The following is a 24,051-nucleotide window of genomic DNA, read 5'->3' on the forward strand; positions in this document are numbered from 1 at the left end:
TTTACTTGTCGCACTCCGATAGAGACATGTGAAAGAACAAGTCAGCGCGGATTCGCACATAGCTCCATGTGAATTATTATATGTGTCAATTTTGACTTAATCTGATACATACTTTTTTCTAACCAAGAACATCTCACTGAATATATTTCTACACCACATCAATACCTTAATCGGTTTTTAAGAATCAAAACACATAATCTGAAACTAGTTTATTTTATGAGACTGGAGATTGGATTTTTCCCTGTCTACTGTCGTATAAATTTCTCTTGCACTCTCCATTTCTCCTTTTACCGCAAGAGGTAATTTTTGTTTTTGTAAATGTAATAATACTTCATCAGCACTTATGCCATTAGATAATTGATTTACTATTTTCAAAACCTTTTCCAGTTCATGAATTTCTGTTTTGATTTTCTTGATTTCAAAATGCTTATCAATCCCTCTGAACAGAGTAAAAGAGCTTTTTCTAATCACATCGCTTTCAATGTATTTTTTATATTCCATCCTGTCTTTTATGCCTTTACTTAGAATGTTCTCAACAATTTCTTTAAATGGTTTCTCTCTGATATTGCCCAATAAAAATTGTATACGTTCTGTCTGAGACATCTCTAAAAACTCAGACCATTGTTTTTCTGAGTTCTCGAGAATATTTTCTAAATGCTTCTTCTCACTCTCGGCTAAAAAAGTTAAAAGATTTTTCTCCACATTCTGTCTCTTGTAATCGATGGTTGTATTTTTTGATGATTTGGATTGTTTACCTGATGTATGTCCACGCAAGTCCCTATACTGCTCTGCATTCAAACCTTTCTTACTGACTAATCGTTGCGCCTCTTTTGGTGATGTAATCATAAGGCTGTCCAGAATAGAATCGATTTGAGTCATGCGATACAGATCTGGAGATTGCCTGAATAATGTGTCAGGGTTAATCAGCTTCACCCCATTAACCAGTTTGTAGTTGACAAAATGTTCATGAAATAAAAATTTCTTTTTTGACAACAGCAAAATATGTTCAATGGTCATTCGTGAGCAATTTTCCCGGTCAGTTTGAATCAAACGAAAATGTTTTGAATCCTTCGCTTTTGGATCTCTATCAGGCTCTAACCGGTAAGCATCGCAATCAGGAAATCGGCTCATGATTTCATCAAGCGCGGCATCTCCTGCACTATCATTAGCGGCATCTAAACAAAAAACATGGAGTTTTCCATCTACGATAAAAAAATCAAACGCTGTCCAATGGTGGTTGTCCGCAGTAAAAAGAGCGACTTGAAATCGGGTCGTTCCGCTAAAATCTTTAATGTTATTTTTTAACTTATCCAGGAACTTCCGGTATTCATCTTCCTCAAATGCATTTTGTGGTCTACTCAGCACAAAACAATTAAATGCCTCACCACGTTGATTCCGATTTTCTTTTTTTCTTGCCATGGCCAACTTAACCACGGACGGCCCCCAGCGTGGGTTATCCAATAAATTCTCAAGCCACTTTTGATTAAGTTGCTCTTTTTCTTCTTTTAACCCCTTTTTGACTTTGGACTCGTCTTCCATAGCCATTTATCTTCAATCTGATTCTATATTAATTAGTATAGAACTTATACAGCACTCTGCGACGTTTTTGTAATGAGTGGGATTTTCAGTGGAGCTGTTAAAACTGGTATTTGGCATCTTAATACATGCAGAATGAAATGGCAGGAAAATACACATCAAAATTGTAGATTATCCTTTCTTGCAAGGAGGTAGTATTTTTTGATCATTAATTTGTTTTAGCTCAATTAGACTATAATAAGATCATTGCTGACCGCAATTAAAAGGAATCCAGCGGTTCATCAGACTAAAGGAGCAGATTATGCATCCAGAAATTGAAAAAGCCCAAAGAGAGATTATTGAGGCATTCAATGCCAAGCCAAAAAATGGGATAAACAAAATAAAAGAAATATGTGAACAATATAAAATTTCTCCCAATGAAGAGATTGCCGAGTTCTTTCATCAACAAAGAAAAAATTTGGATTTAGAGGCAGTTGGCGATTATTTGAGTGGTCCAGAGGCAGAAAATCAACAGGTATTAAAAGCTTTTACCAGTGATATGGACTTCAATGGACAGAGTTTTGTCGAAGGTTTAAGAACCTTTTTAAAAGCATTTAAATTACCTGGAGAAGCTCAAAAAATTGACCGGTTAGTTCAAAGCTTTAGTGAAGCCTATTCCAAGCAAAATCCTGATGTAGTTTCCAATGCGGATGCTGCCTATGTTTTAGCATTTCAAACCATAATGCTTAATACTGATTTGCATAACCCAAGTATACCTGAGAAAAATAAAATGACTCTGGATGGACTTAAAAGAAATCTGAGAGGGACTAATAATGGTGGAGATTTTGATGTCCAATTTTTAGAGAAAATATATAGTGAAATTAAAGCAAAGCCCTTTGAGTTGAATTTCGTTAAAACCAGCCCGGGATATGAACTTGTTTCAACCACTCTCAATAAAGACTCCACTTTTAAAAAGCTGGATTCATTCTTGCATTCAACGGATGTAAACATCAATAACATTTTCCCAGGAATAGGTGATCATGTTCAAGCAACTGTAGATCAGCCAAAATCGTGGTTAAGTTATTTCACTGGATATAAGGGAACAATAACGTTAACGGATAAGCAAACATCCGCACAAGCTACTATCCAGGTTTATACTCCAAATATATTCTCAAAATGGCTATTTGGAGAGCAACCGAGAGTAATAATACAACCAGGACAAACCAAAGAGTCAATCGATTTGGCAGCAAAGGTAGCGGCTGGTTTTTCATCGCCAGTAAAAAATATTAAAGCGACCTATGATTATGAGTTAGGAGATTTAATAAAAGCTTATGATGACCAGAAAAAACTCATTACAATTGAGAGAAATCTGGCACTTAAGGAGAGTGTTCCCAAAGATCCAGACGCTGAAATGCAAAAAGAAAAAGGTGGACAACTAAAATTCTAATCAAATTAGACTACGGACAAGTCATTTGGTTTCATGGTCATCATACTCCACAAATCAGGGTGAAATGACATCGATAGTTTGAAGAATGGGCTTGTTTTTTATAAGACAAATTGATTATTGTTCAGCCACTCTCGGAAGTCGTGTATTTGCAGTATTTGCTGATTTCCTACGAATCAATTTAAATAGAATAATCAGGAGCACCACCCCGTTTATAAACCAACACCGTACGCTCAAAAGACATAAACACTTCTTTATGCTGATTCATACCTCTTGTTTCTACAGTGATAACACCTTGAGTGGGTCTTGATTTTGATTCACGTTTGGCTTTAATTTCAGTTTCAGCATAAATGGTATCACCCTCAAAAACTGGCTTTAATAATTTAACTTTATCCCATTCAAGATTCGCTACAACTTTTTTAGAAATAGTATTAACCGTCATGCCTGTTATAATAGCCAAGGTAAAAGTACTGTCCACTATAGGTTTTTTCCATTCTGTTTGTTCTGCATAATGAGAATCAAAATGCAACTGAGCGGTATTCATAGTCAACAAAGTAAACCAGATATTGTCATTTTGCGTAATTGTTCGACCTGGTCGGTGCTCTATGATTTGACCAATAGTGAAATCCTCAAAGTAAAAACCAAAATCCTCTCTTATACGATTATTTCCAACTGATACATAACTTTGATTATTCATGACTTTTTCCTTTTATATTCTCTGCCAATTTAAGTACCTGCTGCGCATGCTTGTAAACAGGAGTGTCAATCATTTTTCCATTATACTGGCAGGCTTTTCCTTTCGCTTGTTCGAAGCAAGCCACAATATTTTTTGCTCTATCGATCTGCTCAGCAGTAGGAGCAAAACTTTGTTTTATAGGCGCTATTTGTTTAGGATGAATAGCCATTTTTCCCTTAAATCCAAGTTCTTTTACTTTGATAGTTTCATCAATAAGCCCTTCCTCATCAGAAAAATCAAAAAATGGCGAATCGATAGCAGCTATTTTAGTCAAGCTGGCTGCTTGTATAATCTGCGCGCGAGCAAATAACAGAGAATCCCAACTCAAATGACACGCAAGATCGGCTGCAAAATCAGCAGCACCAAAGAAAATGCCGGAAACAGGAGAATTAGTAACAATTGACCTCAGTTGGCTCATCCCTTTTCCTGTTTCAATTAAGGCAAATAATTTAATTTTTTTAGCTTCAAGATGAAGAATGTCGTAAATAAGCTTTAATTCATCTGGACTTTCAGCCTTAGGATATAAAATGGCATCAAAAGAAACATTAGATTGCTTCAAGGCCAGTAAGTCAGAAAACCCATAGTCACTTGTGATATGATTAATACGAATGATAATGGGCACATTAGCAAAATTTTTGCTTGATAAAAAATGCAAAACATTACACCTCGCCTGCTCTTTCTCCTCTGGAGGGACCGCATCTTCAAGTTCTAAAATAAGACTGTCAGCCCCAGTCGCTAAAGCCTTATCAAAAAGCTCAGGCTTATTGGCAGGAGTAAATAAAATGGCTGGAGAGGTTGATAAGTCCATGGTAATTATCCTTAAATAAAACCCTGTTGTTTGGCTTGATGTATTAATTCATCACGAAACGCAGGATGAGCAAGTTTAATCAACTGATGTGTTCTTTCAGTCGTAGAGCGTCCTTTTAATTGGGCTACCCCATATTCAGTAACTACATAATCAATATCTAGACGTGTATCAGTAGCAACAGTAGCCAATCTAGGTACAATTCTTGACACTGTACCATTTTTTGCTGTCGAACTACTTGCAATAATGGTTTTTCCACCTGGTGAATAATGCACACCACGAATAAAATCAAGCTGCCCTCCTACGCCTGAGAACTGATGGCCGATAAATTCAGCATTCACTTGCCCACTAAAATCAATTTCAATAAAGGCATTAATCGAAGTCATCATGTGATTCTTGCCAATAATCGTGGGTTCATTAACATAGGAAACAGGCAGACACACCATGGATAGATTATTATTAATGAAATCATAAAGCGGCCTGTCACCAATAGCAAATGTAAACACATTCACATACGGGTTCAATGTTTTATGGGTATTCGTAACGACACCTTGCTTAATTAAATCGATCATCCCTGCTGTCATAACTTCAGTATGAATACCAAGATTTTTATGGCTGATTAATTGCTCGCATACGGCATTTGGCACCCCGCCTATTCCCATTTGAATGGTTGCACCATCAGGTATTAAAGAAGCAATATATTGACCAATTTGATTATCTAATTCGCTTACTGGCTTTGAAGGTTCTTCAATTAAAGAAGTTGTATTTTCAACAATGGCATCTACTTCACTGACATGTACTAAAGTAGAACCAGCTGTTCTGGGCATGTTCTCGTTAACCTCAACAATCAGTCGATCAGCATAACGCGCCAGTTCAATTGCATAATCACCATTCGTACCAAAATTGAAAAAACCATATTGATCCATTGGCGCAATGGTAACAATAAATGCGTCCAGTCTTGTAATTGATTTAATAGTTTCAGGATACCGACTAAAGCTAATTGGTACAAAATTTATATATTTTTTACCTTTTTCATAACCGCGCTGGGCCAGCAAAACCTCTCCTTTAGACATCATGGATGAATAAGGCTTGATAATATGAAGTACATCTTCTTGAAAAATAGTCCGCAAAGCAACATCGCCACACCGAAGATAATAAACTTTTACTTCTTTTAAATCACCTGCTTTTGCTCGTTGGGATAAGGCTTGACATAAAGCAGGGGGAGTTGCCACTCTCATCCCCATTGAAATCACTGCCGTTTGGGGAATCAGGCTAACTGCATCTTCCGCAGTACATACCTTATGCTGATATAATTTATCAAAATTCACGTTATTATCCTTAATTAACTTTAATGTCCCTATAAAATAGAAGTGTAGACTTTTATTTTATTTAACTAATTGAACTCTCAAAAAAATCTGTCTTTCATGCCTACACAAGTTAACAAAATTAAAATGTCTGACGGGATCCCATGCTGTCTTACTATAATTTTTGAATGTAACCTAAACTTTAAGTAACCAGGACATTGGGGAGCTTCATGACAGACATTGCGGTTATTATCAATAATCGAGCTAAAAATGCACACCGAATGGAAGATTATTTATCCGAACTCAGAGCGCATGACATTGATTATCAATTATACGAAGCAGACCCTCAACAATTGGAAAACAATATTCAGCATTGTTGCTCCAAATACCCTTTGCTATTAATCGGGGGTGGAGACGGTACTGTTCGGAGTGCTGCGCAATGGTGTACCAATACTTCTGTTGTTCTTGGCGTGCTTCCTTTAGGAACTATGAATCATTTTTCCAAAGAGCTAAATTTACCGTCAACAACTGAGGAATTAATTACAGCAATCCAGGAAAAAATCACGACCACGATTGACGTAGCAGAAGTCAATGGCCATATCTTTATTAATAATTCTTCAGTCGGCTTTTATTCCAAATTGGCAAAAAATCGTGATTATTATACAAATTTTTATAATAAATGGCTTACCTATATTCCCAGCTTTATCCAGGCTTTGTTATACCACCCCTCTTATGCTTTAATAATAAAAAATAAGGAACTTGATATATCAATACGTACTTCTTTTTTTATGGTGAGCAACAATTGCTATACCTATGAATTTCCTCTCAAATTCACTCGGGAAAGTTTTCAAAAAGAGCTGTTGGGTATTTACTATTACAAACGCAGCAAATTGCATTTATTCAAATTTTTCATTGATTTCTTAATGGATAAGGATCATTTTGAAATAATGCAGACACGATTACCTCTGGAGGTCGATGTTCTTCATAAAAATAAAATTAGCATCTCTTTAGATGGAGATACACTGGCTATAACTCCCCCTCTTTATTATAAAATTTTACCTAAATCACTGAAAATACTGACTAAAAAAACATGAAAATTATCCATATTTCTGATTTGCATTTTGGCATGCATCAACCTAAGGTTTTAAATACATTTCTTCGGGAAATCTCCCTCAATAAACCAGACATCATTCTTATTTCAGGAGACCTGACTCAACGTGGGCTCTCGTATCAATACCGGGAGTTTTGCTCATTTATAAATCAATTGCCAGTTAAAGCACTTACTGTTCCAGGTAATCATGATATTCCTCTTTATAATTTTCTAGCGCGTTTTATATCCCCTTTTCGCCATTACAAACGTTACATTAATCCAGATATAACCACCACCTTTGAAAACGATTTTGTACGAATTTTGGGAGTTAATAGTGTCAATCCCTTGCAATTAAAGGATGGAAAACTATCTCATGAAACATTGAACAGGATTAAAAGATATTTTAAACCGGATGATGAAAAATTAAACTTGCTCTTTTTTCATCACAATTTTGATTATATGGAGGGATTACATAAGCCATTAACGAATGCAGAAACGCTTTTAAGTTTTTTAAAGCAAAGCACCATTCATTTGGTCTGTACTGGTCATCTACACTATGCTCATTTAAGTTTAATAGCTAAAAATAATGGCTACTCCTGCTTGGCGCTGCATGCCGGCTCATTACTGTGTTCACGTAGCAAAGATAATTTAAACAGCTATTATGTGATTGAAACGAATCAGAAAAAGTGTAGCATTACCTGGCGTGTTTTTGATCAAGAACACTTTACTGATCGCTCCATCTATTTTATTGATTTTAATAAAAAAAATGCGTCACTTGAGCACATAAATCCAGCCAAAGACGACACTTGCTAAGACAACACGCTTCGTGAAAATAATCTTGTTATCAAAACAAAAGCAGGATTGTTGTATGCAATTTTCAGAGCACTGGTATGCCAATTCTCCTATAGCTTAATATCAAAAGATTCTGATTCGGATGTAGAGCCCTCACTGAATTGATTTAATATCCCAGCCAGTAAGCTAAAAGAGCCTTCCAATTGATTCAAGCCATTCAATAATTCTTGAAGCTGACTAAAAGAATCTTGAAATTCATTTGCTTCTTTTATCATAGATTGAGGTGTATTTTGGCTTAAATCTGTGAGCAGTTCGATCAGCTCAGCATGTCGCGCGTTGAGTTTTTTTAAGTTTTTATTCTTTCTCCCGGCTCCTTGCGATATTTGTATGATTGTTGTCTGAACGTCTATTAACTCACTACAATAACTGAGCATTAATCTTTCGTTGCTTAAATTTTCCAATATGGATTTTTTAAGCTCGATAAAGCTAATGTCGATATTAAAGTCAATTTCTAATAATTCTTTCTTCAATTCCTGATTCGCTGAATTAATTAAGGACTGAAAAGCAAAATTCTTTCCGGTTTTATGATAAAAAACCTTCATTTTACGAACTAACTCTTTATATTCCTTATCAGCCGAGGCCTTTTCTCTTGATATTTCCTCATCATTCTCAATTGCTTCAGCCACAGCGTCAGACAATAGTTTTTTAGCAATATCGCTAATTTCATCAGCCAGTGCCTGATTTTGAGGGCTCAGAAGTGAAGAGGAGTTTTTTACATTAGCCTTTAAGTGCTCGTATCGAACAATGGATTCTTCCAGGGCTTTTTTCTGTTCGCCTTCAATATCACCAGATAACAAGCGTGATTTTAAGGCATTAATTAAATGAGCATAAAATTGTTTGTTACTGAGAGTTAAGCTTTTGTTTTGTTCTAAAGCGGCATACAAGGGATGCTTGGGGATTTCAGACAAAAGAAGATGAGCAAGAGGTAATTTATGTAAGCCAAAAGGTTGCATCAAACTAGCTCCGTTTCTTATTAACAGGCTAAAGCAATCCACCAGCGACTCACTGTGTTCTGAGAAGCAATATTCAACGGCATTAGAATACGTTTGCGCTTTCGCTTTAATTGGATAACTATTGATAGGCAAACCTACTTTAGTCACTAAAAAGCTTAAAAGATCAGCTTTTCTCTGGGTAAGAGCAAGAACCAACATATCATTATTAATCAAATGATAATAGGGAGACAGGGTTTGAGCGTATTCAAACTCTTCAGCAAACAAAGCTCTTTCCAGGAGCGATTTGGCTTCTTTATTTGCACGGCCTTCGATGTCATTTAGGATTCTTATTTGCTCTTTTGTCAGTAACTCTTCCGTTTCTAAATTAATATCTTTTATTTTCCAATGCAGATCAATTAAAAGTACTGCTTTAATTTTTTTATCTTCTGTTTTTAATACTTGAGCAAACAATTCTTTTATCTTGTTAATGTCGCGCTCCATTTTAACAACCTCAGACTGTTTGGCTTTGGCTGATTTGGAAAATAAGGTACATTGCGCAAGCCCGATATTGTCTCTACTAATTTTGGGATGCTCAGACGTTTGTTTTGAGGGTAAAGCAGCGACTTCGCCTTGACCATCTTTGTTTTGAGCTTCATCACTCATTTCGATTGATTCAAAAGTTGGTTCTGGCATAGAGGATAAGTACTTGTGTGTTTTCATCAAATACAGAGCTTCTCTGGACCAATGGTTATTTTCAGAAATTTGACTCAATGATTTAACTGTCTTAATTAATTCATTAAGCTTTTCTAGATAAATCGGTCTATTTTTATCCAAATCTCTGCTGAGTAAAGACGTTTCTTCGTTTAATCTGTGGTAATCAACAAGCAATTTAGCCTCTATTTCCTTTTGTTTTTTTCGCAACAGTTGCAAACAAGGCAAGCCTAGTTGCCATACAGAATGAATGAAATAATCCAGATTTTCTGGTGGAGAAACTTTTACATAGCGCTCATCATCATCCAATAACTCCCAGGTAGCAGGACATGCCAGAGCATCGAAACGATTCAAAAACAAATGCATTCGATATGTTTGACCATTTGGATCATGGAAAATCGCAGTAAAATGCGAATGTCCCAAAGTTGGATTATGAGGATCTATCTTCTCATAAAGACTAATATGCGCATCATGAAGTCTTAAACCTTCTGCAGCAATATTAGTCAAGGGCAATTCTAAACGATAATACTTCTTATCCTTTAAGGTGATATCATGGACAGGTGAAATCTCATCTAATAATTTAAAATTTGGAGATTCAGCTAAAATTTGCGTCAATACAAAATAAAACAAATTGGGTTTCATAATATCAAACAGCACATTAAAATGAGCCAAGGATACATAAGGAGTCAAATTTGATCAACATGTTTTTTTTTGAATCCATCTACTGTAATCCAAAAAATCTAATGACATCCTGAATAACAAGCAAATGCTGTGACGTAGTCGCATCGATTCAATAAAAAGCAAGCGGCATCAGGGTCTGCAAGAGTGTTAAAACCTGCTTTTGTCGGCACCTTTCTTATCCTATTGAATACCCCAAAACACTAGATTCACTAGCAGTTTGGGGGAATTGAATAAGTGACTTATAAGGCAGAGAACTCATTTCATTGCAGTAAACTATGCTTCGGTAGGAAAATCTTCAACCGGAGGAGCTATCCATAGACTACAATTTGGAGGAGACATAACATAAGTCGTTACAACATGAGAGTTCATACTGTTAAGCATCGCTTTTCTAGTCGTAGGTCCAGTATTTTTAACAGTGCAAACCATATTTTTTTGAGCCAGGAAGGCGGCGCAACCATTGTTTTCCGGAGAGTTTGTGTAATCGATATCTCTGGTTGTCATAAGATAAACTCGTGTTTTGTATGGTACTGATTCAGAGAGGAGTTTAAAACTGAAAGGACCAGCGATATGGTGTTGTCCCCATGACGTAATTTGCTCTGCAGCCACGGAAATCACTTGAGGAAGTCCTTGCACATTCACAGTAATTGTTTCAGAACTATTGGGCTCAACAGGTAAGTTATTAATGGTTAAAGAAAAATCTTCGGCAAGTACTTTGGGAAATTCTACATTGAATATAGCCGCTTGGGCTGCTGGATCACCACGATGATCAGCCTTCACACTGTCAAAAATATGCCAAAGTTTATTATAAGCATTGGTACAAAGCTGAGCATCTTTTGAACTGGGAAGCACGCTTGCTAAAACTGGATTGATACCGGCAACAATTAAGCCTATAAAAAGAAATATATATTTCATGTAACTAACTCCTTGTTATCTAAGTTGAATTAAATTTGACTTGAGCTGATACATCCTATTGAAAAAAAAAGAGTTTTCATTTTGAAAAGAACTGTGAGCTTAAAGCAAACTCAAAAACTCCCATGATAGATAATAGAATAAAACATATTAAATACAAATTTGACTTGCTCAATTTAGCTTTGGCAGAAATTTTTAAACACTTTTCTGTACCAACTTCAGGCTTTAATAGATTAAAATTGATTAATTAAAAACCAGTTCGATTAATTTTGTGCACTTCAAGCGAAGCCAATTTCTAATTACAAAACCTTAATTTGAACCATGCCACTAAAATAACTAAACTACTAATAACTGGTTAAATGAGAAAATATGAATGTGTGGAGTAATAGGGATATTCAGTCATAAAGCTATTGACCCTGAACAAATCGTACAAGCAACAAAGGCCTTGGCTCACCGTGGACCAGATGGATATAAAATATGGCAGTCAAAAACAGGTCGCGTTGCACTTGGCCATCATAGGCTCAGTATTAATGATAAAATCAACGGTGACCAACCGATGGTTGACAATAAGATTGTCATATCTGTTAATGGGGAGTTGTACGATTATACACCACTTAAAACTCACCTTATCTCTTTAGGCTATAATTTTAAGACCAATTCAGACAGTGAATTAGTTCTACATCTTTATCATGCATATGGTTTAGACTTTGTGAATTACCTTCGTGGTGAGTTTGCCATCATCATCTATGACATGATTGCAAATAAAATAATTATTGCTAGAGACAGGTTTGGGATAAAACCAATGTGTTATTATCTTAAAGATGGAGTTTTCTACTGCGCCTCTGAAGCTAAAGCCATATTCGCGGCTGGTGTCGCAATCAAGTGGGACCTCCAATCTCTTGAACAAAGTTTTAGTTTTCAATATCTATCTGCAGATCAAACATTGTTTTCAGGTATCAAACAGCTAGAGCCCGGTAAATTACTTGTTTATGATGGCTACAAATTGATTAAACACACCTACTGGGATATCAACTACCATAACAACCAAATGGAAAGACCTTCATTTGAGGATTATACCTCCTTAATTTTAAATGAATTAAAAGACTCAATTCAGCAAAGACTACGAAGTGGTGAAAAGAAAATATGTTGTCATCTTAGTGGAGGTTTAGATTCTTCTGCAATTGCCTCATTAGCAAATCAGTATGTAGGAAATACTTTACCTTGTTTTACATTATCTTTTGATAATCCACTCTATGATGAAACAGAACAGGCAAAAGCAGTAGCTGATCACATAGGTGTCGATATCCAGGTTGTAAGTATTACTGTTGAACATATGTTGAGTGTTCTCGAAGACGCAATATTCTACTCAGAAGGCACCGCTATAAATAATCATCTGAGTGCAAAATATATTCTTAATCAGAAAATCAAACAGCAAGGCTTTGAAATAGTTTTATCTGGTGAAGGATCAGATGAGTTGTTTTACGGTTATAATCATTTGGCTTGTGACTTTGATCCAGAGAATTTTAAAAAAGAAACCATTAATACGATTACCAGAGGGATTCATTTTAGCGATGAACAAGATATTGATCTGAGTATTATTCAAAATAAAATTGGTATGATTCCTACATTTGTTAGGGCAAAAGCATCAATTGGGATGAAGATTAGTGCCCTCATGAACAAACAGGATAGGATGACAAGTATACTCAATCAAATTTTTTCAAATGAAATCATAAATCCCATTGCTAATTTTACACCTTTACAAAAATCAACCTATCTTTGGAGTAAGTTTGCCTTAGCTGGGTATATATTGCGTACACTTGGTGATGGAACCGAAATGGCTCATGGGGTTGAAGGTCGAGTACCATTTCTTGATCATAAATTATTTGATTTAGTTAGCTCCATGCCCGCCGAATACAATTTCAGACATGGGTTAGAAAAATATGCCTTAAGACAGGCTGTAAAAAAATTTATCCCTCCCAGTACGCTCTATCGAAAAAAACAACCACTGCTAGCACCTCCACTTTTTTTAATGACCCCCAAAGGAATTGATTTTATTTTAGATTGTGTCAACGACCTAGCTTTCCAATCATTACCTTATCTATCACAACCTAAAGTTAAAAATTATTTTGAGTCGATTAAGAATATGGATTTCAACCAAAAAGTTGCTGCAGAACCCGTTGTCATGTTAATTATAACCAGTTATTTGTTAATGAAACGTTTTAAATTAACATAAGAGCTCAAAATTTAAATTTGTATTAGTTAAAAGTTCTTACAAAATCTTTAAATTTTCCTAAAAAGTCTTTTATTTTCTTCCAACAATAATATTTCGTGGGCTATCTTTGGTTACTCCTTCGCCATTTATACTGCCGTGCAGTTTAATATCAGTAAATCCGGTTTGTAAAAACATCTCTTTAAGCATAGAGGGAAAATAAATTTTAGACTCACCAAACTTGGTAATTTTAGAATCACCCAAATCTGGAAAATCATAATGCCAATACGTTACAATCATACCTCTTTCCATATCAATCTCTACTTCTTTAACAATTTTCCCAGGTCTGCCTTTTAATTTAACCTCTAAATAAGGATTGAAATTTTGTAATATATAAGCTGGATTAGTATAATCGAGGACATAGACACCACCGTCTTTGAGAGATGCATAAGCATTTTTAATCATTTGACAATTAATATGATCGTTGTCTGTATAGCCAAAACTTGTATACCAATTAAAAGCAGCATCAACAGGCTGGTTGGTAATAAACTGTAAAGCATCAGCTCGTCGATACGAACAGTATGATGAAACGGGTTTAGCAAGTTGACAAGCCCGCTCTATACAATCTGTAGAAAGATCAATGCCAATTATTTGATATCCCCTTTGTGCCAGTGCTCGCGAAATATCAGCTATTCCGCAACATTGTTCAAATATTAATGCCCCTGGTTCCACTTCAAATTGATTGAGTAAATAGTCACAAATTTCTTTTATGTTCGTCCTCTCGACTTGATAATCAACATAAATGTCATCAAAGAAATTTTCATACCAGGTATTTTTCACTATTTGTCCCAAGCATTTAAAGTTTAATCGTTAACAGTAAAGAATATTTTTTTGGATTCTCCGGGTGCTGATATTTCAGAAAGCAAAATTATTGCATGAGATAAAGGAAAATTATCACCAAACAAATCATCCACATATAAGTGTTTATTAGCCAATAAATCGATAGCTGTTTTAAACTCACCATAATGAGCACCTAATAATTGAATTTCCTTTTGTACGATCTGCCTCACAGGAAATGATATGTTATTAGAAGGCCGGCTTTTTAAAATTAGTTTGCCTTTGGGTTTCAAGGTACGAACCATTGCGCCTATCGACTCATTAGTTAAGTCTGTTTCAATAAGATAGTCAAAATAGTTATTCAAAGGTGCCACATTATCAGAATCAATAACAATAATATTACGATAGCCTAAACATTCTAATATTCTTAACGTAAGCATAGCTATACGATTATTACCCCATATTCCACCTACTGCCGATTTATCCAAAGCGAGAGTGAGAGGCGCTAAACTGGCTGCTACAGGTTCTAAGTATGCTCCGTGCCTAAATGATAGGGAATCAGGGATTGGATAAACTTGTTCTGCTGTAACACGGACATACTCGGCAAAGGCTCCATCATAATCTACCCCCATGAATAAATTTTTACCATTAGAGCCTCTTATAATAGGGAAGCAAGATACTCTATCACCTATTTCAAATCTTCTAACATCAGAACCTTTTGCCTCTATTATACCTGAGAACTCATGTCCCAATGTGATTGGTAATTTTAATTTTAATTTACCTTGTGCAGCGTATTGATCTGTACGGCATAGACCTGCTATCTTTACTTTAATAATGACATCTGTGCTGGATAACAGTTGAGGTTCTGGGATCTTCCGAAAACATAGTCCTTTTTCTTCTTTACGCACAGCAAGCATCACAATTCCTATGCACAAATTGATATATATTTACGAATAGCACACTATTGGTTCTTATGCAATTTTGTAGCAGAGAATGTTCTTTGACAGGTATAGCAAAAGCTGCTAATACTAACTCATATTATCCGTTTGTCTTCAATACAGAATATTCAAATTATGAATATATTTAGTCAAAAGTTTCACACTATTTCATCAAAGTATCCTAATCATACTGCGATTGAATATGGGGATAACTTGACCATCACTTACAACGAATTAAACCAAGCTGTAAACAACCATATCATTAAACTTAAAGAGTCAGGAATTATTCCCGGCTTCATTGCGGCAGTCACTTTAGATAAGTCCATTGAGTATATTATTACTTTACTAGCTTTATGGAGAATGGATTGTGTATTGCTTCCTATCATACCAGAGCTCCCTGAGCTTAGGCGTCAACACATTTTGGATATTGCCAAACCCAACGCATTGATAAATACCGATGGAATTCAGCTTATTCATTCTACAATTAGAACATATACTGAAAAATTAGCCTCAATATTTTTCACCTCAGGCAGCACTGGAAAACCCAAGGGGGTTATGGTACCTCATACTAGCCTGGTTAATGTCCTGGAACAACAAATTCAATTATTCGATTTAAATGCGACAAGCAGAACTCTTTTTTTATTATCGCCGCAATTTGATGCATCAATCTCTGATATTGGTACAACTCTGTTATCAGGTGCATGCCTGGTTATTTCATCTAACAAAAGTTTATTATTAGCCAGTAGAATTTATGAAACCATTGCAAAAAAACAAATTACCCACTTGGATATTCCCCCCTCATTGTTGGCTAGACTTGATCCCAAAACACTTCCCTCGTCAGTTAAAACATTAATAATTGGTGGAGAAACTTGCCCCATTAAGACAATTAAAGCCTTTAGTAGCCGTTGTAAACTCATCAATGTTTATGGACCTACTGAAGCAACCATCTGTACCAGCATGGCAATATGTTCACCAAATTCGGATCAAGCCTACATAGGTGATCCCATTTCACCTAATGAATATTTGATCATTGATGATGACTTAAATCCACTAAAAGGCGAGGCGGCAGGAGAATTGCTGATTTCTTCACCAGGCCTTGCAGTAGGATATATGGATGATCCAGAGCTAACTGATAGAAAATTTATTTTTATACAAGGAAAACGCTATTTTAAAACGGGTGATCTTGTTAGGAGATATAAAAATAATCAAATTGCTATTCTGGGGAGAAAAGATAGACAACTTAAAATACGAGGACAACTGGTTTGTCTGGAGGAAATTGAACAGGCATTAAAAAAAATTACCAAGGTAACCAATAGCCTGGTTATTCCATTTAAAAGAGGAAGTAAAACAACACAATTAATAGCATTTATTGAATGCAAACAGTCAATAGAATCCGATTCAATTCTTAATCAGTTAAAAGACTCATTACCCGATTGGATGATTCCTTCTAAATGCTATCAGCTTACTCAACTGTTTACTAATGCAAATGGCAAGATTGATCCTGATGCTCATCTTAGGTATTTGAAAAAGATGGAAAACGATTATTGTCAATTAGTAGAAAAGGATAATAGCGAAAAACTAAACGCGACAGAAAAGACACTTCAATTTATATGGAAGTCAACATTAAAGTTAAAAAAACTCCCAAGCCTGGACAGCCATTTTTTTAATGATTTAGGGGGAGATTCATTAACAGCTATAGAAATGATCACTAAATGCGAAAAGCATAATATTAAACTTCCATTAGGTGCAATCGAAAAACTTTCAACTATCCGATTATTAAGTCAATGGTTATTAAAAAATCATGATAATCCTGCAGATGTTTTTGTAATGAAAGGAAAACAATTAATATCAATAGCTGATAAAGAAAAACATGTAATTGACCAATTTATTTGTCGGATAAATAAAAAAGCGTATATCAAGAACAAAATAGAAAACGAAAAAACAATTCTGATTACTGGTTGTACTGGTTTTATTGGTTCCTATCTACTCTCCCGCTTACTGCTTTCAAAATTTAAAATAATATGTCTTGTCAGATCAACCTCTCATTCAAATGCAAAACATCGTGTTATGATGCAAATGAAAAAAAACGGGCTATTCATTTCACATGATGATTTGGAATCCCTTGAAATTCTATCTGTGGATCTATCACAGGACTATTTTGGTTTGGATAAAAATGACTGGTTTTCACTGACTGAAAGAGTAGATGAAGTTTTTCATTTGGCCGCAGCGGTAAATATGACATCACCATTTGACGTATTGTATTCAGATAATGTTCTAGCTACCGCCAACATACTTCGTTTTTGTCTAACCAATAAAAGAAAAAAATTACACTATACATCAACATTATCAGTATTGCTCTCCACAAATCAAAATGCTGGTCAGAGTTATGAGGAAAACCACTTAAATCAATTCGCCGAGATTTATGGTGGTTATGCCCAGACAAAATGGGCAGCAGAATATTTAGTTAGCCAATATTCATCACAAATCCCAATAAATATTTTTCGTTTAGGACTAATCACTGGCAATAGTGTTAATGGCCACTCAAGCCAGAATGATCTATTGATACATTTTCTTGAAGCAACGATCTTGAGTCAATGCTTCCCCATTATTTCAAAAAATAAGGAATATTATCTTAACCCAACGCCTATTGATTATGCTGTAAATGCAATGCTCTATATTTCTCAAAATGAACAATCTGGTTTCTTTCACATTATTAATGATACCAATTTTTCATTGGCGCTGATTCAACAAGCCCTGTCGCAACATTTCCCGAATATCAAGACAATTCCATTAGTTCAATGGAGAGAACAACTGGTTGCAAATTTTAAAAATAACAAAAGGTATTTGGCTACTTATATGTCTGTTAGCAGACAACTTATAGATAGGAATCATATTGAATATAATCCTCTGGATTTATTTCAGATAACCAATATAAATATCGTACAAACCAATACTAAAAAATCACTGATAAATAGCAATGTTTGTTGCCCTCCTGCTGATATCAATCTATTAATTAAATATATTGCTTATTGTCAGGAAAAATTGGCCATGAATAAATATCAACAAGCTAATACTCAACATTTACATGAGAATAACTAAATGAAAACTGGATTAGTACTTGGAAAATTTATGCCGCCTCACAAAGGGCATGAAATGCTGATCTCTTTCGCATATCAATTTGTAGATAAACTGCATATCATCGTAGATAATGTTAATGATGGAGCTTTTGGCGACAATTATATTCCAGGTGAACAAAGAGTTGCCTGGTTACAAAAAAAATACCCTTATGCTGAAGTCGTTTGTTTATTTTCACCCATGCCGCAAGATCCTAACTTGCCCGGTTTTTGGCAAACATGGAAAGATGTCATCTATCAAACCATTAGTTACCGTACAGATTATGTTTTTGCTGGGGAACTATATGGTTTCCAGCTGGCAAAAAATTTGGGATCAACTTATATTCCTATTGGGATATTACGAGAAATCCATCCTATATCAGCAACAGAAATACGAAATAGTCTTAAAGAAAATTGGGATAGCCTTGCCTCATTTGTAAAACCGGATTTTTTACTTAAAGTAGCAATTATTGGCCCTGAATCTAGTGGAAAAACCACACTCACAAAAATACTCTCAAGTCACTATGAAACAACTTTTGTACCAGAATATGCAAGATTATATTTAGAACCTATATTATATGAACGAGGAATAAATGTCTCTAAAATGAATTTTACTAATAATGACTTTCTTCACATTATCCACGGACAACAAATCTTCGAAACAATCCAAGGCAAGAATGCTGTTCGCATCCTGTTTTCTGATACCGATCCACTATTAACAACGCTTTGGTATCGTTGGATTATGAAAACTCCTGCACCTCTGGAAATTGTAAATCTCGCACTAACAAGTTCTTACGACTTATATCTTGTAACAAAACCAGATATTACTTGGACAGAAGATTGTGTACGTTATGAGGAAATGCAGTCTGAAAGACAAGAATTTTTCAATCAAACAATTAATCTGCTGGAAGCAAATAACCGCCCATATCATATCATTAGTGGCAGTTATGAAAATCGCGTACAACAGGCGCAAGACATTATTGATCAATTGATACAAAATAAATTTCACCATAGTTATTTTTCAAGTAAATGGCAAAAAAAATATAACGATTAATAGATTATTTTGAGAACTAATCGATGGTACATAAAACAGATAATGCTATATTAAATTTGTGAGCTACTACAGATGGCTGGTTGGGTGTAATAAAGTTTGTCTTGGATGTAATATTTTGAATGTATTATCTTCCAGGGAAATAACTGCTGGTGCTGCCATAATAAAATGAGGCATCAATGAAATAGTGTAAGCGCCAACGTGATTAATGATAAGATAATCCCCCTTTCTTGGAATTTCAGATGAGACGTCACTCAATAGGATATCATCTTCCCAACACGTAGGACCATAAACTGTAAAGCATCCAGAATGATATTCAGCATCTTGCTGCGATTTTACAAGTTCTAAGGGCATATTGAATTTATGCCTGGTTGGTTTGACCTGCAAAGCATTGGCATCAACAGTAACTCTATAATTATTACCTGATTTTTCGGTCTTAATAACTTTTGTAACCATTTGAACTGCATTGGCAACCAGTCCAGCACCTGGTTCAAGATAAAGCATTGGCTGAGTTTCATAAGCCCAGCGGCTTTCATTAATCAAATTCGATATTTGAAATGCATAATCATGCCAGGAAGGAATTGGCTCGTTGACGCTACCTACGGGAATCTCCGGATGCAAAATTCCGCCACCTAAGTTAATACTTTGGATCGTATCTGGAAAATACTCTTCTGCTGTTTTAAGTAATAGTTTTGTTAAGTTAGCAAAATGCATTAATGACCCGGTTTTGCAATTAGAATGGCCGTGGAGTGATACGTATTGAATATTTGGATAATTTCTCAATGAATCTTTAAACGAATTAAATGTATGAACATCTACTGGTATACCAAATCGACTGGTTGGTAATCTTAAGCGTAGCCCAACTCTAAAGTCTTTATTTGAATGCAAACCAGCAATTCTATATAATTGCTCCATTTCATCTATTGAATCAATATTAGCTATACTGCTATTTTTTTGTATTAGAAGCCAATCATTTTCTGTTTTTAATGGCCCATTAAAAATAATTTTTTCAGGATCATGCTCAAGATTGATGATACCTTGGTATTCTAATGACGATGAAACCTCAATTAAAGCTCCAGCACCGCTAAGAGCTTTTAGTACTGATTGGCAATTATTGGCTTTGCATGCATAAGCAATCAAAGTATTTGAATAGTGTTTCTTAAAAGCACTTAATAGATTTTTATAATTATCAACTAAACAGGTTTCATTTAATATATAAAAAGGCGAAGTAACTACTTCAGATATGTTTTCTAAAAATCGCCAATTCATTTGATTCATAGATACCTTTCAAGTACTGCTAAAAGTTTATTGAGTCCTTCTTCAAGGTTAGCATCGGGTAATGTCGCATTCAACCTAAGCCATAATCCATAGTTTTTTTCCCATTGTTTCTGAGTCAAACCAAACATAGGGCCTAATGTTGTTCTTAATCCATGCTCCAATTCAAGTTGTTTAGTAAACTCAGCCTGATCAATGCCATCAATATCAGACAGTTTAAAAAATAATGAATAGCCAGAAGATGGCTGATTAGAATATGACAAATAAGGAGCAAGTTTTGCACCTATCTTAATCATATTTGTTTTTATGATATTAATATTTGAATACAAATCTCGACAATAACTCTCATATAAAGAAATAATATCAATATCCCTGTCCTTTTCAAAACCAATATAACCTAAAAACCCCGCCTGCAAGCAATTGAATATACTATCTAAATGTGTGAGATCCGATACCATCAACGGCGGAGCCCAGTATCGCAGATTTAACATTGTTGCAACCTGTTTTACGAAAGGTTGGGGGCAGTATAAATAACCTATTCTTGCTCCTGGTATGGATTTATCTTTAGAAGGCCCATAAAAAAAGAATATTTGATCCAATATATCAGCCTCTGCCGCTACAGTGAGTGGGTGTGTAAAGTCAGTTTCCCAGGTTAAGTCTCTAATTATTTGATCAAAAATACATACACAACCTTTTTCCCTGACTAAAGAAAATATCTGTTTTAGCGTTTGGCCAGAGATATGATAACCTGAAATGGCATTGGGGCTATTTAAATAAAGAATGCTATGAGCATCAAGTTTATCAAGCTGATTAATATCGACTTCCCACCCATTTTTACCCAGTGCACATAAACTATTTAGCTCCAGATGATATAATTGCGCGCAAGATCCAACCGAATAATAAAGTGGAACAAAACAAAATACTCGACGATAAGAGCGGGATAATAACAATAAACTAACATCAATAGCCTCTGTTGTGCCTAACGTTATAAAAACATTAGATTCATCATAGTAGTTTGTATTCGTTCGAAAGTTTTCCAATCTTGCCATATTTTGGCGTATAACAAGAGGGCCGGCACTTTCTCCATAGTCACTTAATAAGGCAGAGAGTTTTTCAATATAATGATTATCTACAAAATATCTAAAAGAAGATGGAACTGGTAATAAGCAAGATCCTGAAGATATGTGTATTATATTCGTATTTAGCGCTTGTCGAGTATTCTCATAAAAAAGAGTTGGTGGGTAAACTGACATGTATCGCTCCATCTCTACCATCAATGCCTTTTAAATAAATAATTATATACCGATTGTATGACTGGCTCAGGCTTACCTCGTAAAATAAAATGATGGAACATAATAGCAGGATAGCAATTAAATTCGAAAATTTTAAGTTCATTATCATCTGTTATTAATACATCTGCCCCGTTTATCTTTAAACCAAAATCAATGTGTACTTGCTTGATTTTTTCTAAAAAACACTCTTCTATCTTCCCCCATGCATTTTCCCAGGTTGCACCTTCAATATTGACGTGCAACAACTCAAGCAAGACATTTTTTGATAAAACACTTTCAGGCGTTAACCCTTTGTGGGCTAAAAATGTGATTAACTCAACATCTATCTTAATATTGGGGATCGTTCTAAAATCTGGTTTATCAGCCTGCAATTTTATATAAAAATTATTAGCCACATTATTACAATCTTCATTGATATAGCTTTTAAACCGATCGTTGTATTGTTGAATTAATTCTCGAATAGTAGATTTTCCATCTCCTACAAGTTGTGCTGCCTTTTTCCTGGCAATTGCTACAATACTCTGATTCACTAATACAACTCGGTATTCCTTACCATTTAACTTTGGCTGAAGTAGTGAGCCTTTATATTGACTTGACAAGATCTGTTGATGGGCGTCTAAAATAGCTTGTGGTGAGCGTAAATCAATAAATAACTTATCACAAGAGATCCCTTCATCGGGCTTTAGTACCATTGGGAATGACCAATTTGATATGAGCCGCTCTATAGTACCTACTGTATAATTGATCTTATTTGACAAGTAAACAGTCGGTATTACTACCTCTGGATGTTTTTTCAATACCCTTTGTTGGAATTTTTTTTTTGAAGAATATTTATTTCTAAAAGTTTGAGATAATGCTTTCTCTCCAAAAGCGCACCTTGAGACAAGATGACTTCTGTTTAAGTAAGTTAACTTTGCTATTTCAAGACTGCCATCAATTGGCTCTATACCTATATCCAAATAGTATGCGGCGATTAGGTTAAAACGCTGATGCCCGTTTTTAAGCTGATTTATATTATTTAATAAAGCAGTTTGAAGATTATTATTAAAGTATTGTTCAAGAAGTTTACTTACTATATGTATTAGTATAGGTTCTGATGTGATGCTCATAAAAGCACTCAGATCATAACCATGACTTAAACTAATAATGTATATTTCATTTTCGGCATCTATAAAATATTCAATCATCCAGCCGGCATTATATCCTAACTTCTCCACTAAAAATTCTATCGCTTGCTGTTCACGTTCAGTAATTTCAGATACATTTCCTGGAATATACTGTACAGTTTCGTATAGAGTTTCCTTACAGTTTGTGTAAGGCTCACTCTCCAAAACAGCAATTATTGTATTTTCAATCAGAAGTAACTTCCGCCTTTTATCAACATAGGTATGGGGGCAAAATGATATAGGGAATTGTTCATCATAGTACTCAGTTAGCATCGATAGACCAGATTCAAGTGTTTCTACACGGCTTATCGTTGCATTGTCACCACCCAATGAAATCATAAGGGGAAACCCATATGGGGCATTTTGTATAAACTCCTTCGCTAAATGTACGCTCTCGAATTTTTGAGATTGCCACATATGTATTCCCAAATTGGGGACTGAAATGTCACTGACAGAAGCCTTTACTTGATGACCATAGAGATTTTTTTTAAATTGATCTTCTTGAGGAAGATTGCTCTGATTATTTAGAATTAAATAGTCCTGACTATCAACAATAGTAGTTTGTCCAATGACCGATAGTTTCATATTTATCTTCTCTGTAAACCACTTAATCTGTTGATAATATCCTGTATTTAAGTCGTTACTATTAATTAATAGTATCGGCTTTTGTTTTTCCTCTATAAATTTATCGCAAAATTTTTCTATAACTGAACATTTTTCACCTATCTGGATAGCCATGTTAAGAAATTGCTTATTTGGATAAGGCTTTCCAAAATCATCTGATTTGGTAAATTTTTGAATGGTTAAGCCATTAATATTACTGCCTATTACATATAGAATCATTTGAAAATTGAGATTATTTACTTCTTTCGGGATATTCTCACCACAAAAAGGAAATTGCAGTGTGAAATATTGTTGGCCAAGCTTGTTTGCTATATCGGTTGATTTGTCTGAACTAATGGTGTGGTAGATAAGAAAACACTCATTTTCATCAAGAAAAATATTATTTATATCATCATGAAAATCGATTAATTGGTAATTCAAATTCATTGAACGATCTACTAATTCTAATGGTTGGGAGCTTATATGAGTTTTACCATCAGTTATAATTAATAAAGTAAACACTTGGCACTCAGTCTCCTGCAATATATTTTGAGCAAAAAACTCTTCATACCCCCCCTATCCCTGACA

Annotated in this window: 17 protein-coding genes; 6 read left to right on the forward strand and 11 right to left on the reverse strand. The window is 35.0% G+C overall.

Going from position 1 to position 24,051, the window contains the following annotated elements; translation table 11 throughout:
- Positions 1–204: 204 nt before the first annotated feature.
- Complete coding sequence (locus OQJ02_RS09270; protein ID WP_265718897.1) at positions 205–1,545, reverse strand: hypothetical protein; 1,341 nt, start codon at positions 1,543–1,545, stop codon at positions 205–207.
- 292 nt (positions 1,546–1,837) lie between these two features.
- On the opposite strand from OQJ02_RS09270, the gene ralF reads away from it, so the two are divergent.
- The gene (gene ralF / locus OQJ02_RS09275) at positions 1,838–2,962 is read left to right on the forward strand and encodes a T4SS guanine nucleotide exchange effector RalF (RefSeq protein WP_265718898.1); all 1,125 of its coding nucleotides are present in this window, start codon (positions 1,838–1,840) and stop codon (positions 2,960–2,962) included.
- A gap of 178 nt (positions 2,963–3,140) precedes the next feature.
- On the opposite strand, the gene OQJ02_RS09280 is transcribed toward ralF, so the two are convergent.
- The 3 genes from OQJ02_RS09280 to OQJ02_RS09290 are packed head-to-tail and all read right to left on the reverse strand — an operon-like array spanning position 3,141 to position 5,828.
- The gene (locus tag OQJ02_RS09280; RefSeq protein ID WP_027228580.1) at positions 3,141–3,656 is read right to left on the reverse strand and encodes a MaoC/PaaZ C-terminal domain-containing protein; all 516 of its coding nucleotides are present in this window, start codon (positions 3,654–3,656) and stop codon (positions 3,141–3,143) included.
- On the reverse strand, positions 3,649–4,503 hold the full coding sequence (locus OQJ02_RS09285) for an HpcH/HpaI aldolase/citrate lyase family protein (protein ID WP_265718899.1): 855 nt from the start codon (positions 4,501–4,503) through the stop codon (positions 3,649–3,651). The genes OQJ02_RS09280 and OQJ02_RS09285 overlap by 8 nt, the downstream gene beginning before the upstream one ends.
- 11 nt (positions 4,504–4,514) lie before the next feature.
- Complete coding sequence (locus tag OQJ02_RS09290; protein WP_265718900.1) at positions 4,515–5,828, reverse strand: acetyl-CoA hydrolase/transferase family protein; 1,314 nt, start codon at positions 5,826–5,828, stop codon at positions 4,515–4,517.
- Positions 5,829–6,034: 206 nt separating this feature from the next.
- Here OQJ02_RS09290 and OQJ02_RS09295 point away from each other — a divergent pair, with 206 nt between their 5' ends.
- Together OQJ02_RS09295 and OQJ02_RS09300 are read left to right on the forward strand one after the other, a co-directional pair.
- Positions 6,035–6,898 (forward strand): diacylglycerol/lipid kinase family protein, encoded by an 864-nt coding sequence (locus tag OQJ02_RS09295; RefSeq protein WP_265718901.1) that lies wholly within the window; start codon positions 6,035–6,037, stop codon positions 6,896–6,898.
- A complete protein-coding gene (locus OQJ02_RS09300; protein WP_265718902.1) occupies positions 6,895–7,707 on the forward strand; it encodes a metallophosphoesterase family protein in 813 nt (270 codons plus the stop codon). The genes OQJ02_RS09295 and OQJ02_RS09300 overlap by 4 nt, the downstream gene beginning before the upstream one ends.
- An 89-nt stretch (positions 7,708–7,796) precedes the next feature.
- Here the strand turns inward: OQJ02_RS09300 and OQJ02_RS09305 are convergent, their stop codons facing one another.
- Both OQJ02_RS09305 and OQJ02_RS09310 read right to left on the reverse strand, forming a co-directional pair.
- Positions 7,797–10,079 carry a hypothetical protein gene (locus tag OQJ02_RS09305; RefSeq protein ID WP_265718903.1) on the reverse strand — a complete coding sequence of 761 codons (2,283 nt, stop codon included), beginning with the start codon at positions 10,077–10,079 and terminating at the stop codon, positions 7,797–7,799.
- A 264-nt stretch (positions 10,080–10,343) separates the two neighbouring features.
- The gene (locus tag OQJ02_RS09310; RefSeq protein ID WP_265718904.1) at positions 10,344–10,982 is read right to left on the reverse strand and encodes a hypothetical protein; all 639 of its coding nucleotides are present in this window, start codon (positions 10,980–10,982) and stop codon (positions 10,344–10,346) included.
- 370 nt (positions 10,983–11,352) lie between these two features.
- Between OQJ02_RS09310 and asnB the strand changes: the two genes are divergently transcribed.
- A complete protein-coding gene (asnB, locus tag OQJ02_RS09315; protein WP_265718905.1) occupies positions 11,353–13,212 on the forward strand; it encodes an asparagine synthase (glutamine-hydrolyzing) in 1,860 nt (619 codons plus the stop codon).
- Between the two features lie 69 nt (positions 13,213–13,281).
- On the opposite strand, the gene OQJ02_RS09320 is transcribed toward asnB, so the two are convergent.
- Both OQJ02_RS09320 and OQJ02_RS09325 read right to left on the reverse strand, forming a co-directional pair.
- A complete protein-coding gene (locus OQJ02_RS09320; protein ID WP_265718906.1) occupies positions 13,282–14,028 on the reverse strand; it encodes a class I SAM-dependent methyltransferase in 747 nt (248 codons plus the stop codon).
- A gap of 23 nt (positions 14,029–14,051) precedes the next feature.
- Entirely contained in the window at positions 14,052–14,942 is an 891-nt protein-coding gene (locus tag OQJ02_RS09325; RefSeq protein WP_106225475.1) for a zinc-dependent alcohol dehydrogenase, read from the reverse strand.
- A gap of 156 nt (positions 14,943–15,098) precedes the next feature.
- Between OQJ02_RS09325 and OQJ02_RS09330 the strand changes: the two genes are divergently transcribed.
- Together OQJ02_RS09330 and OQJ02_RS09335 are read left to right on the forward strand one after the other, a co-directional pair.
- On the forward strand, positions 15,099–18,062 hold the full coding sequence (locus OQJ02_RS09330) for a thioester reductase domain-containing protein (RefSeq protein ID WP_265718907.1): 2,964 nt from the start codon (positions 15,099–15,101) through the stop codon (positions 18,060–18,062).
- Complete coding sequence (locus tag OQJ02_RS09335; protein ID WP_265718908.1) at positions 18,063–19,130, forward strand: AAA family ATPase; 1,068 nt, start codon at positions 18,063–18,065, stop codon at positions 19,128–19,130.
- A gap of 66 nt (positions 19,131–19,196) precedes the next feature.
- On the opposite strand, the gene OQJ02_RS09340 is transcribed toward OQJ02_RS09335, so the two are convergent.
- From OQJ02_RS09340 to OQJ02_RS09350, 3 genes are read right to left on the reverse strand one after another with little or no spacing between them, the layout of a single operon-like run.
- Positions 19,197–20,405 carry a hypothetical protein gene (locus OQJ02_RS09340; protein ID WP_265718909.1) on the reverse strand — a complete coding sequence of 403 codons (1,209 nt, stop codon included), beginning with the start codon at positions 20,403–20,405 and terminating at the stop codon, positions 19,197–19,199.
- The gene (locus OQJ02_RS09345; RefSeq protein ID WP_265718910.1) at positions 20,402–21,655 is read right to left on the reverse strand and encodes a pyridoxal phosphate-dependent aminotransferase; all 1,254 of its coding nucleotides are present in this window, start codon (positions 21,653–21,655) and stop codon (positions 20,402–20,404) included. The genes OQJ02_RS09340 and OQJ02_RS09345 overlap by 4 nt, the downstream gene beginning before the upstream one ends.
- A 20-nt stretch (positions 21,656–21,675) precedes the next feature.
- A complete protein-coding gene (locus OQJ02_RS09350; RefSeq protein WP_265718911.1) occupies positions 21,676–23,985 on the reverse strand; it encodes a hypothetical protein in 2,310 nt (769 codons plus the stop codon).
- Positions 23,986–24,051 lie beyond the last annotated feature (66 nt).

Origin of the sequence: Legionella sp. PATHC032, assembly GCF_026191185.1 — a bacterium.
Taxonomy (GTDB): Bacteria; Pseudomonadota; Gammaproteobacteria; order Legionellales; family Legionellaceae; genus Legionella.